Below are 14,185 nucleotides of genomic sequence, written 5' to 3' on the forward strand. Positions count from 1 at the left end.
AGTCGTGAACCTTTTGTCAATGACATAAAGTGAAAGTAGTGCGTTACATACTACCGAACGAAATGCGTTGTTGAAGGGTGGTCATAAGGCGATGGTCATTTCCAGCTTTCAAGCATTCATTCAGGTGTTTGGCTTATCGATCTCCATGAGCTTGATAGGAGGCTTAATTGGTCATTTTGTGAAAAATGGGATTATCGAATTGCCGAAGCTCGTCATAGAATATGATGAGGCTGGATTAACGCTGTCGTCGAATTGGTTAATGAAATGGATACAGCGGGCGTACTATTTTGTTATATTCGTCATCGGCCTCAGGAACCATAGCAATGCGAAGAAGAAAATATTTTTTGATCTTGGTTTTCTAGGCGATTTGCTGATCGCGATTGGGACTGGAATACTAGCGAAAACAGCGCTTTCCATGGCGAATACAACGGATAATTTTGCGGTTGTGAGCAGTTCTTTGCTTGCTGGCTATGCTGGCTTATCCTACTTGAAGAGCAAGCAAAATAAAGAGTTCGCAGATTTGTTTCCGGAAGAAATGGATGATCAAAATCCGCGACCACCGTCGAAATAATATGCAAGTTTACTTAAGTGCTGCGTATAATGACCATAGATGAAAAAGGTAACCCTTGCGGAGCGAGTTTTTTATCTAACAAACGAATCGAATGTTTAAGATGAAAGTTTCACTCCAAAAAAATGTTTAAAGGAGGGTGGAGCGCTTGGGGAAAACAACGGTTAAAGTGACACCTGAAGAGATGCATGAGCTCAAGAAGCTCGCTGAGATTGTCAAAAACCCTCATCTTCCGATGTCTGACCGTCGCATCGCTAAGACACAGTACGAGTCCATTATTAACTTTGCGAAGAACAGCAACCGCGGCATTATATCATCTGTCTAATACGCAGCTCAATGGGATGAAGCCGTTCCTTTCCGGAACGGCTTTTTTTGTTTGTATCCTTCTCTCTTTATACAAGCCAATACCACACACGTACTGCGGCATAGATCGTCAATTGCCCGGGCTCGATGGGCGTAACGATAGAATCGGCTTGGAGAGCTCTCCTGAAGGGGATAGGTTCGGTTCCGCTTGACAGCTCTTGAACTTTGCTGGGCAATGGAGAGATAGAGGCTCCGAGAGTGTGCGATATGGCGACAGCTTTATGCCGGGCATTTTGGATGGCAAGCGACAATGCTTGCGTTTCAAAACGTTCTTTTTGAACGATGGAAAATTGAATGGACGACACCGTATTGGCCCCATGAGAAACGGCAGTATCCACAACATTTCCAGTCTGGTCTACCTCGTCAAGGGTGATTTGCAGCAGATGGGTTACCTTGTAGCCCTTGAAAATTTGCTGGCCGTCTGGATAATCATACTGAATTTCAATTCGATAATCGCTCGTTTGGATATTTTCACGAGGCATATTCAATTCTTGAAGGGACTGGATGATGTTCGTCACGATTTGCGCGTTTTCCGATTGGACTTTCTGAAGGTCCATTCCTTCTGTAACGGCTCCAAGGATGATCAAGGCTCGATCTGGAGCAGCGGCAACCGTCCCTTCACCTAAAACCTCAATGGTGGGCAGACTTTTGCATGGAGCGGGAGAAGCCGGATAATAGATGGGATTACCGTACATCGCAGGGCTCCTTTCGTGTAAAGCGAGATAAACTAATGTATGGAGGAAAGCTCTCCAAAATTCTTGCTTCTCTGTTTCTTCTTTGCCTGCGGCAGCAGCTAGCAGAAAATACAAAAATGGCGGGCAAGAATGAGCTCTTGCGCCGCCAATATAATAGAAATAAGTAGTTTAAGGCAAATCGATTGAAACCTCGCGCTTGCTTGCTGCGGAGCGGAGCACGCCGTCAATAATCGCCTGATTATACAAAATTTCCGCGCCAGGAATTGGGGCAGGGCGATTATCCGCAATAGCGGCGACAAAGTCCTTGATCTTCTCGTCGAACAAATTAAGGCCGTGCTGGATAACCGGAATGGATGATTCGATATGCTGATCCACCACATCATGATAAAGCGTCATGCTGCCCACGCTGCCATCCCATACGCCGCTCCAAGGGCCGGTGCCGGCTGGCGTAACCTTAAGGCCGCCGTCTATTCCGAGAAACATAGTCGCTCCAAGCGTATCCATATGCATCGCCCAGCTGATTTTGTAATTCAGCACGATGTCGCCTTCAAGGCGAACCATCGCTACGCCAAAGTCCTCCACGTCAAAATTAGCGGCTTCTCTATGGTATTTCGGGTTTGTACCAAAATGATTGGATGTATATGCCGATACGGTAAGCGGCTTCGGATAACCAAGCGCATTAAGCGCCATATCGAGCGAATAGCAGCCGATATCGGCCATAGCGCCTGCGCCAGCCAGCTCCTGCCGGATGAAGGTGCCGCCAGGCATGCCGCGGCGTCTGCCGCCGCCTGTCTCTACAAAATAAACGTTGCCAAGCTTGCCCGATTGCACGATTTCTTGAATTAACGACATGTTGGGGTCGTACCTTGGCTGGAAGCCTACGGTCAGCATTTTGCCGCTTCGCTCAGCCGCTTGAACCATGTCGATGGATTGCTGGAGCGTTACAGACATCGGCTTCTCGACAAGCACATGCTTGCCCGCATTTAATGCGTTTACAGAAGTCTCGTGGTGGGCGAAGTTAGGCGTACAGATGCTCACGCCGTCAATATCAAGCTCTAGCAGCTGCTTATGATCCTCGAATGCTGCAGCATGGACAAGACCTTCCTGCTCGATGAAGGCTTGCGCTCTTCCCGCCAAGCTGTCTGCTACCGCTACAATTTCAACATGGGTCATTTTCTTATAAGCAGAAGCATGGGCTCTAGCAATGCCGCCGCTTCCTATTATTCCAATTCGAATCGTTCTCGTCATCGTATGTCCCTCTTTTCATCGTATTGCCTTTACTTTAGCACAGCTCTACAAGCCATGAAATGCGATAAAAGGACATCGCAACTACAAAATCATGACATCGCCGCCAAACCAATTAATCGCATTTATGGCTTAGGAGGTGGGGTCAGGAGCCTGTGCAGCTGCAGAAGAATCTCTATAAAATCTTCGACAGCTTCCGGTATTCCCGGGGAGAGATTCCCTCATGGCGGCTGAAAATACGGCTGAAATAGTGAATATCGGAATAGCCGATGAGGATGCCGACGTTTTCGATCGATTGATCCGACTCTCGAAGCAGCCTTCTCGCTTCGCGGTGACGAATGGACTGCACATATTCGCTTGGCGGCATGCCGGCGATTTGTTTGAACAGCTTGGCCGTATGGTCAATGCTCAAATTCATTTTTTCGGCGATTGCCTTGTTTGTCCAGTTGGCGGAAGGCTCTGCTTCAATCTGTTCCATCAATTCAGCAAGCTTTCCGCTGTGCAAGGAGGCTTGCCCGGAGGCGCGCGATAATGGCGTTCGAAGCAAATGGGCAAGGATTTGGAGCATCAATGCTTTGCAGACGAGCTCATATCCGAGCGGGCGCATCGTGAACTCATGGACGAGCTGCTCCATCAATTGGACGCATACGAGAGGGGGCGTATATACCTGATGATTAGACAACGGCGCAAAACCCTCGATGCAAGGCTCAAACGTAAATTTATTAGTCTGAACGGACGCCTCGTTCACAACCATGTCGGCTTCCGTCTGAATGTCGAGCTCATCGAAAAAGTCAAAATGAATGCCCAGAAATCGAGCATCAGGGCTGGAAACGACTTCATTTTGGTGATAGACGCCAGATGGCAAAAAGATAAGCTGTCCCGCCTCGATCTTATGGCGCTGTCCGGCCATCGTTGTAGCCGCTTCGCCTTGGCATACGTACAGCAGCTCGAAATCATAGAGTCTGCGTCTAGGAAGAACGCCGGACGGCATGCGCTGGAACTGCGCGTAATGGACGCTTGGCGACCACTCTCGAAACGTTGTTATACGAATGCTGGGATAGTTGGAATCGGGCTTCTCCAAGCTGCAGGCTCCTTCCTGTGCATATTTGAAAAAGAGAGCGGAATCGTCCAAATAATCGCTTTAACAGCTAAATATATTTTGTTAGAAATCGTTTATTATATACGTATTATCACATGCTCAATCGATCAGTTCAATATCACGTAATAAGTTAAAAAGCATAGGAGGCTTTCCAATGAAAAAAGGGATTAATATTTGGTCGTTTAAAGGCGACTCCACTATTGCTGATTGCATAACGACCGCCAAGAAGGCAGGCTTCGACGGAATCGAGCTGTCGTTGAACGAAACGGGTGAGCTAAGCCTGGAAGCTACGGACAATGAAATCCGCGATATTCAAAATCGGCTCGAGGAGGCGGAGCTTGAAATCGCGGGCCTCGCGACCGGCTTGTATTGGTCGTATCCGATGACAAGCGAAAACGCGGCAACGCGGGAGAAAGCGATTGATGTATGCAAGAAGCAGCTGGAGCTGGCTGCGGCGCTTGGCGTCGATACGATCCTCGTTATACCCGGCGCGGTTGGCGTTGATTTTATACCAGACAGCGAGATTGCCGATTATGAATATGCGTATGACCGGGCGCTTGAATCGATTGGGAAGCTGGTTCCTTTTGCAGAGAGCGCGGGAGTTTCTATCGGCATCGAGAACGTATGGAACAAATTTTTGCTGTCGCCGCTGGAAATGCGTTCATTCATTGATGCTCATGGCTCCGCTAATATCGGCTCCTACTTTGACGTTGGCAATGCGCTGCAGAATGGTTATCCGGAGCAGTGGATTCGAATTTTGGGCCATCGCATCATGAAGGTGCATTTTAAAGATTATCGTCGCCAAGCAGGCGGCTTGCACGGCTTTGTAGATTTGCTGGCAGGAGACGTAGACTATCCGGCCGTTATGACAGCGCTTCGTGCGATTGGCTACAGCAATTACGTTACGGGAGAAATGATTCCGCCATACAATCATCATTCGGAACAGATCATATTCAACACTTCTAAAGCGATGGACGCGATTCTGGGACGTCAGTACTCATAATTAATAAATCTACTAGGAGGTTATAAGATGTTAAAGGTTGGATTGATCGGCTTTGGGTTTATGGGACGCATGCACTTTGACAATTATGTTCGTCTTGCTTCTGAGGGAGCGCCGGTACAGCTAGTAGCCATCTGCGATCTGCTGATCGAAGAGCTGAAGCAAGGCAAGGCGTCCGGCAATATCGCAACGGAGCAGGATGTTTACGATCTTGCTCCCTACAACTTGTATGATAGTATTGCTGCGATGCTGGAGAACGAGGAACTCGATGTCGTCGATATTACTTTGCCAACCTATTTGCATGCTGATCTAGCCTGCTCGCTGCTTGAGAGAGGGCTGCATGTCCTTTGCGAGAAGCCGGTTGCATCTAGTTCAGAGGACGGCTGGCGGATGGCGAACACGGCAAAGCGTACGGGAAAAACATTGATGATCGGCCAATGCCTGCGATTCTGGCCAGCCTATGAATATTTGAAGGCTAGCGTAGAGGATAATCGTTTCGGAGCTGTCACCGGCGGTTATTTCTTCCGGGGCTCAGGTGCGCCGAAGGGCTGGTTCCTTGAAGGTGACAAAAGCGGTGGCTGTCTGCTCGACATGCATATTCATGATGCGGATATGGTGCACTGGCTGTTCGGCAAGCCGGAGAAGGTATCGACGCTTGCTCGCAACGTCATACCGGGAAGCGGCTATGACGTCGTTTCTACCCATTATATATATCCCGACGGCAAGGTGCTGAATGCGCAAGCGGACTGGACTTTAGAGGGTGATTTCGGCTTCTCGATGACGTATCGCGTTAATTTTGAAGGCGGCAATCTCGTATTTGAAAATGGCCAGGTGAAGGTGAATCCGAATAACGCTCCGGGCTTTATCGCTGAGTTGTCGGAGGAAATGGGCTATTACCGCCAAATCAAATATTTCATCGAATCGGTTGAGGCTGGAAAGCCAGTATCGATCTGTTCGCCGGAAAGCGCGGTAGGCACGCTTGAAATCATTGAAGCGGAGATGCGCTCGGCTGATGAAGGCGGCATTTTGGTCCAATTATAAGTAGCTGCGCCCAAGAGGCGCAGCTTTTTACTTTATACCCCGTAAAGCTGCCGGTATAAGGTTGGCGTCATGCCCTCATGCTCCATAAACCGTTTGTTGAAGTAGCTGACGCTCGGATAGCCGGCATCGCCGGCAATTTGGCCAATATTGATCTCTTTGCGCTCGAGCAGCCATTGCTTCGCCATTTGAAGTCGGCAACGCGTAATAAAATCCATAGGCGTCATTTCCATGACGCTGCGGAACAGCTTGCAGAAATAATAGGGGGATACGCCGGCATGCTCGGCCCAGTGCTCCAGCACAAAGGGCTGCGTCGCCTCTTGCTGCATGAGCGGAAGCAGCTCCAAGATGCGGTTGCCGGATGTGCTCGCCTTGCTTCCCGAAATCGGGACAGCCTGCTCCACAAACACGGCGAGAATCGCGTAGGTCAGGGCAGACAGCTTCGTCGGATGGAGCATTCTATGCGTCTCCGCTTCGGCAAGCAGCTCCTCGTGCACCTGCTCCCATGCGGCAGGCTGGCGTATCGTCCAAAGCTGGCTTTTGTGAAAGCCTCGTTCGATCATATAATCCTGCAGGCCTGTTCCATAGAAATGTACCCAGCGAATGTCCCATGGATCATCCTTGCTGCTATAGTAATGCTGCCTCTGCAGCGGAAAATAAAGCACGGCCTCCCCAGCCTCAAGCGTGTGCACCTTGCCGTCCCATTCCACATACCCTTTGCCGGATACGACGTAATGAATATTAAAATTGTTTAAAGAGCCGGCTTTTCGCATCGAGTAATGCTCGGGGTGATCCCAGTAGTGGCCGACTGATTCCGGGAAACAAAAGAACGGATTCTGCGGGAGCGTAAGCAGAAGGGTTTGCCTTTGCATAGGATTCACCTCAATGACAATATTGTTTTAACTTATAACAAAATAATATCATTTTATTTTTGAATGTTCTACTTTAAACTAGAGGCAAGCATAAGTTAACCGTTCCATTTCTACTTTATTTAGAAGCATTTAATGACCTGCAATGAAATCAAACGGTATGAGTAATTATGCTTACAATCACAATATAATAATAAAATAATCGCTGAGGTGAAGCTGGGATGAAGACGGATAAGCTGAAATGGGGCATCTTGGGCTGCGCGGGTATTGCCAAAAGAGCGGTTATTCCTGGCCTGAAACGGTCTGAATTAAACGAGGTTGCTGCTATTGCGAGCCGCAGCTTGGACAATGCCAAGAAAACGGCAGAAGAGCTGGATATACCGACAGCCTATGGCAGCTATGAAGAATTGCTGGCTGATCCTTCCATTGATGTCGTGTACATTCCGCTCCCGAATCATTTGCACCGGGAATGGACGATTCGGGCTGCGGAGGCGGGCAAGCATATTTTGTGCGAGAAGCCGCTAGCACTGACAGAGAAGGAAGCAGCAGAGATGGCGGAAGCTGCGGCGAAGGCTGGCGTGCTATTGTCTGAAGCTTTCATGTATCGATACCATCCAAGGTATGACATGATCAAGAAGCTGATCGACGCAGGAGAAATCGGTGACGTTCGCGGCATTCGCAGCGCATTCACCTTCAACAACGCAGGTCATAAGGAAAATGTGAGATACCGCAAGGAATGGGGCGGCGGCTCGATCTATGATGTCGGCTGCTATCCGATCAATGCCGCACGCCTGCTGCTTGGCAAGGAGCCGGAAGCGGTGACGGTGCAGGCTTTATTTTCGCCGGAGCATGATCATGTCGATATGATGGCATCTGGATTGATTGAGTTCGAAGGAGCTGTGTCGTTGACGTTCGATTGCGGCATGTGGGCGGCATTCCGCAACCCGCTGGAGGTGCTTGGCACCGAGGGCATCATAGAGGTTCCATCCGCATTCGTAACCGGGGAGCCGGGCAGCGGCAATTTCTTCGTAAGTGTTAAGGGTGAACGCCGCGAGGTCGAGGTACCGCATGTGAACGCATACACCGCTCAGGCCGACCATATCGCTGAGGCTATTCGGAGAGGTACGCAGCTGCAATTCGGCGGCGCTGATGCTATAAGCAATATGAAGGTCATTGACGCTTGCTTGCTTTCAGCTCATGAGCGTACACGTGTCATCCTTTAGCGCTGCAACAATCTAAGGAGGTAGGAATTAGTGGAATTTATTCAAATACAGGGATCGCCAAAGCCGGTATCGCGCTTAATGAAGGGCTCGGATTACTTCTATCATGATACGTACGAGAAAGCGTCAACGAATTTGGATGCTTTTCTAGCGATTGGAGGAAATTCAATCGATACGGCGCATATTTATTGCGGCGGACAAAGCGAGGAAGTCATTGGACGTTACATGCAGGAGCGGGGCAACCGCGAGCAAATCGTTATTTTGACAAAAGGCGCGCATCATAATAAAGACGGCCCGCGGGTGAGCAGAGAAGCGATACGCCAGGATTTGGCTGATAGTCTAAAACGTCTGCAAACCGATTATATTGACCTTTATGCGCTGCATCGCGATGATCCTTCCGTACCTGCTGGAGAAGTTATCGATATTCTTAATGAGCATGTGCAATCAGGCGCTGTAAGGGCGATTGGCGTATCGAACTGGACCTGGCAGCGTATTAAGGAAGCGAATGAATATGCAGCTGCAAAAGGGCTCGTAGGATTCTCGTTCAGCAGTCCGAACCTTAGTCTTGCCAAAGCGAACGAGCCGTTCTGGGCAGGCTGCGTGTCTGCCGATGCGGAGACCTGCGCTTGGCATGAGGAGGAGCAATTCCCGCTGCTGTCTTGGTCGTCGCAAGCAAGAGGCTTCTTCACAGGCCGATTCTCCCCCGAGGTACGCGACAACGCCGATCTGGTGCGCGTATTTTATAGCGATGAAAATTGGGAGCGCCTTGAGCGCGCAAAACAGCTTGCAGCGGAGAAAAACGTCAGCGCTATCCAAATCGCGCTTGCTTATGTGCTTAATCAGCCGTTTCCGACTTGTGCCTTAATCGGCGCGCAATCAGCGGAAGAGCTTCATTCCTGCAATGCTGGCTCGCTTATTCAGCTGACCAAGGAAGAGATGGACTGGCTCGACCTGGCAACGCAAAAGGTTTAATAAGACGGATGATGGTATAGAAGAAAATAAAGGACAAAGCTACTCCTTGTGAGCAGCTTTGTCCTTTTTGTACGTTCTGGGACTAATGCCGTATGTTTTGCGAAATAAAGCAGCAAAGTGATTGTAGTTGTAGAACCCGACATCGAGCGAGGCTTCCGTGGCCGTCCGGCCCATGTGCTCCATCAGCAATGCGGCTTGCTGCAGCCGAAGCCTGTTCAGATGATCCAGCACGCTTGCACCTGTTTCCTGCTTGAAGAGATGGGAAAGCCTAGAGACGGATAGGCCAACTGATTTGGCTAAATCGTCGATTCGGATCGCTTGCTGCCTATTGCGGGATAAATATTGCAGCGCGAGCTCGATGCGCGGGTCAAGCCGCTGCTCTAAAAGCTGCGCAGAGAGCAATATAACCTCACGCAAGCCATTTTCGCAAAGCATTTGCCAGAAGCTCGTCCGCTCGCGGGAATCATTCAAAATATGATGGAAGGTTTGCTGCACCCTGCTTTGCATATTTCCATCGGGAACGTTTGCGACGATGCACTGTTATATGAAACCATATTCGTCTCCTTCTCCGAATGAAAAAAAGCAGAATACCAATAGTTTTCAGCAGCAATCATTCTTCCTTAAAAATAACGAAAGCTCTATGATTATGTCAAGAGCAATGAAATATCATTGAAGGAGAGATAGGCGATGACGAGGCAATTGAACGTTTTAACGGGTGAGCAGGTCAATCAATTTCTTGCGGATGGCTATATCGTAATAAAGGATCTATTCTCGCACGAGGACATTCGTCTCATTGAAAATACATTCGAGGGAATTAGCCATACGACGGTACCGGGCTTGTTCGAGCCGGATTTGTCAAGGGAGTGCGAGGATCCTTTAAAGCGATTTCCGCGGGTGATGCATCCCCATCGCTTTAATGACACAGCCAAACAATATATGCTGCATGAGCCGGTGATGGCTGTATTAGCTGATTTGTACATGGACGGCAATCGATGCGGCTAATGAGGAAAACGGCGGTTTGCTGGTCGTGCCAAAAACGAGCGAGCATGAGATTAGCTGCCCGGAATTAGCCGATTCCACCGAGTCCTTCACGACGCATTACGTCAAGCCGCCAAAGGATCAGAAGGCGATTCCGGTTATTATGGATAAAGGCGACGTGTTGTTTTTTAACGGAAATCTCATTCACGGTGGAATTGAATTCGAAACGGCGTATCCGCACTAGAAGATGATGAACAAAAAATGAATAACTGACTGCAAGGAACGGCTGGACATGCGACTGTCTTGTTGCTCAAATAGTTAGCAGCGCATAGCCGATTAAGCTGTGGCAATGGTACAATTAAAAGAAAATAGATGAATAAGGGAGAGGCGCATGGAGGCTTCTAGATTAGAGGAAATTGAGCAAACCTATGAGCAGAACAATCGGATTGGACAAATATAAACAGGCTTATTGACCATATCGGCATGAGGGAAGGGATGACAACGATGATTGTGTACGAGAAGGAAGATGCATTCATATTAATAGCGCAGCATGATCATGCACGCATTTCCGGAGATCTTGTGTCTGCGTGGCAAGGAGAATTATTTCATAGCGCCGAGCGTAGAGAAGAATTGGCCTATGCCGCATATGAGCATGACAGCAGCTGGATTGATTTGGACCGTATTCCGCTTTGGAATGATGCCGGCCATATTCCTTTCTCATTCCGCGATTTTCCAGGCAATATCCGGTTTTTCTTCTATTCCAAGGGGCTGGATCACATTCAGGAAACGAGCGAGTATGCAGCGCTGCTCGGCAGCATTCTATATACGACGCTAGCGGAGAAATTCAGAAACGAGGATACGATTGCATTCGTGGAAAAAGAGTTTGCGCGCCAGAGCGCGATTATCGAGCGTCTTCAATTGGATGTGAAGCTGCTCCAGCATCATGCGAAGGCGCTGTTGCTTTGCGATGAGCTGTCGCTATTTGCATGCATGGAGAAGCCGGGTACGCCGCGTCAGCAATATGAGTGGTTCTCGGAAGGCTTTACGTACTGGTTCGATCGCACAGGCGGCACGTCATTGATTGCCGATTGGACGGATCAGTCTACGATTGAATTGCAGCCGTTTCCGTTCAGCAGGCCAGTGGAGACGTCCTTGTTATTCAAGGAAGTGAGCAAGGATAATATTAGCAAATACGGCATTGCGCAGGCTTATGCACGCGAGCCATTGCAGGAGCTTAAGCTTCTGTTTCAAGAAAAGCGCATATAGGCTTTCGAATACGACTGTCCCATGCATTCGCTCCTTAACCATGCTTTCCACAGGCATTTTCGACGCTCATTATTCTAATTCATAAGTTAGAAATAAAATGCAACCTCAAATCATTTCAGTTGGGTGGGATTAACAGGAAAAGATCCATCTATTTTCCTAACAAGACGTCAGTTCGTTCATTTAGCTGGAAAAACGCCCGTTAATTGGAATGCTTTCAACGAAATAGGGTCAAAAGCGGGAAATTAACGGGAGAAAATCCATCTAAACCTTATTTTCGCCCAAAAATACTTGAGATAACGGGAGTTTTTCCCGTTAATGCTGACTTTAGAGGGTGCAGCCCCATTCTCAGCACATCAATCGCCTGCGCAGCGGTAAAATAGGGTTAAGACGGGGAAGGTTACAAACAACAGATCATGCATATCCAAAGCTATGCACCAAGGCAGCAAATACCCCCATGCCAATTGGCATGGGGGTATCACTCTATTAGTCGAAGCGGTTAAGCCGAATTCACTTATGTGCCTGCCTTGAACAGCGTTGCAATGGAGCCGCCTTCTGTAATAATTTTGATTGCTGTAGCAAGAAGCGGCGACATGGGAAGTACGATAAATTTATCGGAACGAGCTTCGCCAATCGCAATCGTGTCGGTAATGACGACTTCGCGAATGTTCGGATGGTCAAGCTTCTCAAGCGCATTTGCCGAGAAGAGCCCATGTGTTGCACATATGTATGAATCATGTGCGCCTTTTTTCTTAAGCGCCTCAACGACGTTCACGATCGTGCTGCCCGTATCGATCAAGTCTTCGATAATGATCGGTGTCATGTCCTCGACGTCTCCGATTATATGCGTAATCTCGGACTGATTATGCGCGGGACGATTTTTGATCATGATAGCGAACGGACAATCGAGCAAGCCAGCCAGCTTTTCAGCGGTTGTTGCCCGTCCCGCATCCGGGGATACGACAACAGGATTTTTAATTTTTTTGCATCTTAAATATTCGATGATCAAATCAAGCGCCGTTAAATGATCGACTGGAATATCGAAGAAGCCTTGGATCGGATCGGCATGCAAGTCGACCGTAACAATTCGATTGGCGCCAACGGTAGTCAGCACATCCGCCACTAGCTTTGCCGAAATCGGCTCACGCGGGGCAGACTTTCTTTCTTGCCTTGCGTAGCCATAATAAGGCATGACGATATTGATGGTTTTGGCTGATGCGCGCTTAGCTGCATCGATCATGACAAGCGTCTCGATTAAATGCTCGTTAACGGGATGGGATAGCGATTGGACGATAAATACGTCGCAGGTACGGATCGATTCCTGATAGGATACATGAATTTCTCCGCTCTGATGTCTGGAGATCGCTACTTTCCCAAGTGGTACCTCAAGTTCCTTGCAGAGCTCCTCGGCTAGCCTCTCGTTTGAGGTACCGGAAAAAATTTTAACTTTTTGCATGAGATCTCTCCTTAAAACTACGGGAATCGACATTGTTTGCTCAATCATAACAAACATTGCAATGGAGGACAAATCATTGCTGAGTTTGATAGGTATTGGATCTAATAATGAAAGGTGATAAAGTAAAACAATGTAAAATGAAGTGGAGAAGGAGATGCCGCAAGTGATCGATCACAGCAAAATACTTTCGATTAAGGCTAATCAGTCTACAGGGGCAAAGCGAGTGTGGCTCATCATTTTACTAGGCTCATTGTCTGCATTTGGTCCGTTGTCCCTTGACATGTATTTGCCTGCATTGCCTCAGCTGACGAGTGATTACAATACGAGCTCATCGCTTGTACAATTAAGCTTAACGGCCTGTATGATTGGATTATCGGTAGGCCAATTATTTTCCGGTACGTGGAGCGATATAAAGGGACGCAGGCTGCCGCTTCTTATTTTTCTAGCGGTATACGGGCTATCATCCATCCTCTGCGCGTTCGCGCCAACCATTGGCGTCCTAATCGTACTAAGATTCATTCAAGGGTTTTCCGGCTCGGCGGGAATCGTTATTTCGCGGGCTATTGTGCGGGACATGTATACGGGGCCTGAGCTTACCAAGTTTTTTGCGATGCTGATGCTGGTCAACGGCGCAGCGCCTATCTTTGCACCTATCGCAGGAGGACAGCTGCTAAAGGTTGCGTCATGGGAAGGCGTGTTTATCGTTCTTGGCGCATGGGGAGTCATTATTTTTGCAGCGGTATGGTTTGGCATGCCGGAGACGCTTCCTCCCGAGAAACGAATGGCAGGCGGCTTCCGCCAGACGTTATCCACCTTTGGCGTTTTGCTGCGCGACCGTTCGTTTATGGGCTATGCGCTGGCGCAAGGACTTGTAATGGCAGCGATGTTCGCTTACATAGCAGGATCGCCATTTGTGCTTCAAAATATTTACGGCGTAACGCAGGAAGGGTTCAGCCTGTTATTTGCCCTAAATGGATTAGGCATTATTTTATTCAGTCAGCTGACAGGGCGTTTCGCGGCTAAGGTTGGAGAGAAGAAGCTATTCGTCATTGGCCTCGCTATAGCAGCGATAGCAGGAGCAGCACTGCTTCTTATGATCATTGCAAAAGCGCCGCTTGTTGCGATTCTTATTCCGTTGTTCTTTGTTGTATCAAGCGTAGGGGTGATCAGCACGACGGGCTTCTCTCTAGCGATGCAGAAGCATGGCCATGCAGCAGGAAGCGCGTCCGCGCTGCTTGGGCTCATGTCATTTACCTTTGGCGGCATTATGGCGCCGCTTGTGGGTCTCGGCGGTAGCGCAAATGCACTGCCAATGGGCATATGGATCGCCATTTCCGAGCTGGGCGCCGTGGCCTGCTATATCTTTCTCATCCAAAAACCGATCAAGAAGCGTTAGCGCCTAGCTGCTGCCGTTCGATG

At 48.8% G+C, this 14,185-nt stretch carries 16 protein-coding genes; 10 read left to right on the forward strand and 6 right to left on the reverse strand.

The genetic code is table 11. The annotated features are described in order from the left end of the window. Nucleotides 1–91: 91 nt before the first annotated feature. Both AC2TDN_RS16665 and AC2TDN_RS16670 read left to right on the forward strand, forming a co-directional pair. Nucleotides 92–571 carry a hypothetical protein gene (locus tag AC2TDN_RS16665; RefSeq protein ID WP_482068321.1) on the forward strand — a complete coding sequence of 160 codons (480 nt, stop codon included), beginning with the start codon at nt 92–94 and terminating at the stop codon, nt 569–571. A 145-nt stretch (nt 572–716) separates the two neighbouring features. Next, nucleotides 717–893, forward strand: a complete 177-nt coding sequence (locus AC2TDN_RS16670) for a hypothetical protein (protein WP_482068320.1) — start codon at nt 717–719, stop codon at nt 891–893. A 67-nt stretch (nt 894–960) separates the two neighbouring features. Here the strand turns inward: AC2TDN_RS16670 and AC2TDN_RS16675 are convergent, their stop codons facing one another. The 3 genes from AC2TDN_RS16675 to AC2TDN_RS16685 all read right to left on the reverse strand — a co-directional run bounded on the left by AC2TDN_RS16675 (nt 961) and on the right by AC2TDN_RS16685 (nt 3,952). Then, on the reverse strand, nt 961–1,626 hold the full coding sequence (locus AC2TDN_RS16675) for an SIMPL domain-containing protein (RefSeq protein WP_484689054.1): 666 nt from the start codon (nt 1,624–1,626) through the stop codon (nt 961–963). 168 nt (nt 1,627–1,794) lie between these two features. Continuing rightward, nucleotides 1,795–2,874, reverse strand: coding sequence for a Gfo/Idh/MocA family protein (locus AC2TDN_RS16680; protein ID WP_484689056.1), 1,080 nt, complete (start codon nt 2,872–2,874; stop codon nt 1,795–1,797). Nucleotides 2,875–3,046: 172 nt separating this feature from the next. After that, the gene (locus AC2TDN_RS16685; RefSeq protein ID WP_484689058.1) at nt 3,047–3,952 is read right to left on the reverse strand and encodes a helix-turn-helix domain-containing protein; all 906 of its coding nucleotides are present in this window, start codon (nt 3,950–3,952) and stop codon (nt 3,047–3,049) included. Nucleotides 3,953–4,124: 172 nt separating this feature from the next. Between AC2TDN_RS16685 and AC2TDN_RS16690 the strand changes: the two genes are divergently transcribed. Both AC2TDN_RS16690 and AC2TDN_RS16695 read left to right on the forward strand, forming a co-directional pair. Continuing rightward, nucleotides 4,125–4,973 carry a sugar phosphate isomerase/epimerase family protein gene (locus AC2TDN_RS16690; RefSeq protein ID WP_484689060.1) on the forward strand — a complete coding sequence of 283 codons (849 nt, stop codon included), beginning with the start codon at nt 4,125–4,127 and terminating at the stop codon, nt 4,971–4,973. Between the two features lie 27 nt (nt 4,974–5,000). Next, on the forward strand, nt 5,001–6,011 hold the full coding sequence (locus tag AC2TDN_RS16695; protein WP_484689062.1) for a Gfo/Idh/MocA family protein: 1,011 nt from the start codon (nt 5,001–5,003) through the stop codon (nt 6,009–6,011). A gap of 32 nt (nt 6,012–6,043) precedes the next feature. On the opposite strand, the gene AC2TDN_RS16700 is transcribed toward AC2TDN_RS16695, so the two are convergent. Beyond that, entirely contained in the window at nt 6,044–6,880 is an 837-nt protein-coding gene (locus tag AC2TDN_RS16700) for a helix-turn-helix transcriptional regulator (protein WP_482068314.1), read from the reverse strand. 218 nt (nt 6,881–7,098) lie between these two features. Here AC2TDN_RS16700 and AC2TDN_RS16705 point away from each other — a divergent pair, with 218 nt between their 5' ends. Together AC2TDN_RS16705 and AC2TDN_RS16710 are read left to right on the forward strand one after the other, a co-directional pair. After that, complete coding sequence (locus AC2TDN_RS16705) at nt 7,099–8,100, forward strand: Gfo/Idh/MocA family protein (RefSeq protein WP_484689065.1); 1,002 nt, start codon at nt 7,099–7,101, stop codon at nt 8,098–8,100. Between the two features lie 30 nt (nt 8,101–8,130). After that, nucleotides 8,131–9,069 carry an aldo/keto reductase gene (locus tag AC2TDN_RS16710; RefSeq protein ID WP_484689067.1) on the forward strand — a complete coding sequence of 313 codons (939 nt, stop codon included), beginning with the start codon at nt 8,131–8,133 and terminating at the stop codon, nt 9,067–9,069. A gap of 39 nt (nt 9,070–9,108) precedes the next feature. Here AC2TDN_RS16710 and AC2TDN_RS16715 read toward each other — a convergent pair whose 3' ends face one another. Continuing rightward, complete coding sequence (locus AC2TDN_RS16715) at nt 9,109–9,564, reverse strand: helix-turn-helix transcriptional regulator (RefSeq protein WP_484689069.1); 456 nt, start codon at nt 9,562–9,564, stop codon at nt 9,109–9,111. A 192-nt stretch (nt 9,565–9,756) separates the two neighbouring features. On the opposite strand from AC2TDN_RS16715, the gene AC2TDN_RS16720 reads away from it, so the two are divergent. The 3 genes from AC2TDN_RS16720 (at nt 9,757) to AC2TDN_RS16730 (ending at nt 11,313) form a co-directional block, all read left to right on the forward strand. Continuing rightward, nucleotides 9,757–10,071 carry a hypothetical protein gene (locus AC2TDN_RS16720; RefSeq protein WP_484689071.1) on the forward strand — a complete coding sequence of 105 codons (315 nt, stop codon included), beginning with the start codon at nt 9,757–9,759 and terminating at the stop codon, nt 10,069–10,071. Nucleotides 10,072–10,096: 25 nt separating this feature from the next. Next, nucleotides 10,097–10,291: a phytanoyl-CoA dioxygenase family protein gene (locus AC2TDN_RS16725; RefSeq protein ID WP_484689072.1), complete on the forward strand. Its 195-nt coding sequence runs from the start codon at nt 10,097–10,099 to the stop codon at nt 10,289–10,291. 251 nt (nt 10,292–10,542) lie between these two features. Continuing rightward, the gene (locus AC2TDN_RS16730; protein ID WP_484689074.1) at nt 10,543–11,313 is read left to right on the forward strand and encodes a DUF3891 family protein; all 771 of its coding nucleotides are present in this window, start codon (nt 10,543–10,545) and stop codon (nt 11,311–11,313) included. A 511-nt stretch (nt 11,314–11,824) separates the two neighbouring features. On the opposite strand, the gene AC2TDN_RS16735 is transcribed toward AC2TDN_RS16730, so the two are convergent. Beyond that, nucleotides 11,825–12,766 (reverse strand): ribose-phosphate diphosphokinase, encoded by a 942-nt coding sequence (locus AC2TDN_RS16735; protein ID WP_484689075.1) that lies wholly within the window; start codon nt 12,764–12,766, stop codon nt 11,825–11,827. A 166-nt stretch (nt 12,767–12,932) separates the two neighbouring features. Between AC2TDN_RS16735 and AC2TDN_RS16740 the strand changes: the two genes are divergently transcribed. Next, entirely contained in the window at nt 12,933–14,162 is a 1,230-nt protein-coding gene (locus AC2TDN_RS16740) for a multidrug effflux MFS transporter (RefSeq protein WP_484689157.1), read from the forward strand. Nucleotides 14,163–14,185: the final 23 nt, after the last annotated feature.

Source organism: Paenibacillus sp. Y660, assembly GCF_057221575.1.

Bases quoted from the DNA above. Each gene is read 5' to 3' on its own strand.
- AC2TDN_RS16705 (WP_484689065.1), top strand. From the start codon at position 7,099: ATGAAGACGGATAAGCTGAAATGGGGCATCTTGGGCTGCGCGGGTATT.
- AC2TDN_RS16690 (WP_484689060.1), top strand. From the start codon at position 4,125: ATGAAAAAAGGGATTAATATTTGGTCGTTTAAAGGCGACTCCACTATT.
- AC2TDN_RS16700 (WP_482068314.1), bottom strand. From the start codon at position 6,880: ATGCAAAGGCAAACCCTTCTGCTTACGCTCCCGCAGAATCCGTTCTTT.
- AC2TDN_RS16680 (WP_484689056.1), bottom strand. From the start codon at position 2,874: ATGACGAGAACGATTCGAATTGGAATAATAGGAAGCGGCGGCATTGCT.
- AC2TDN_RS16735 (WP_484689075.1), bottom strand. From the start codon at position 12,766: ATGCAAAAAGTTAAAATTTTTTCCGGTACCTCAAACGAGAGGCTAGCC.
- AC2TDN_RS16665 (WP_482068321.1), top strand. From the start codon at position 92: ATGGTCATTTCCAGCTTTCAAGCATTCATTCAGGTGTTTGGCTTATCG.
- AC2TDN_RS16695 (WP_484689062.1), top strand. From the start codon at position 5,001: ATGTTAAAGGTTGGATTGATCGGCTTTGGGTTTATGGGACGCATGCAC.
- AC2TDN_RS16720 (WP_484689071.1), top strand. From the start codon at position 9,757: ATGACGAGGCAATTGAACGTTTTAACGGGTGAGCAGGTCAATCAATTT.
- AC2TDN_RS16730 (WP_484689074.1), top strand. From the start codon at position 10,543: ATGACAACGATGATTGTGTACGAGAAGGAAGATGCATTCATATTAATA.
- AC2TDN_RS16675 (WP_484689054.1), bottom strand. From the start codon at position 1,626: ATGTACGGTAATCCCATCTATTATCCGGCTTCTCCCGCTCCATGCAAA.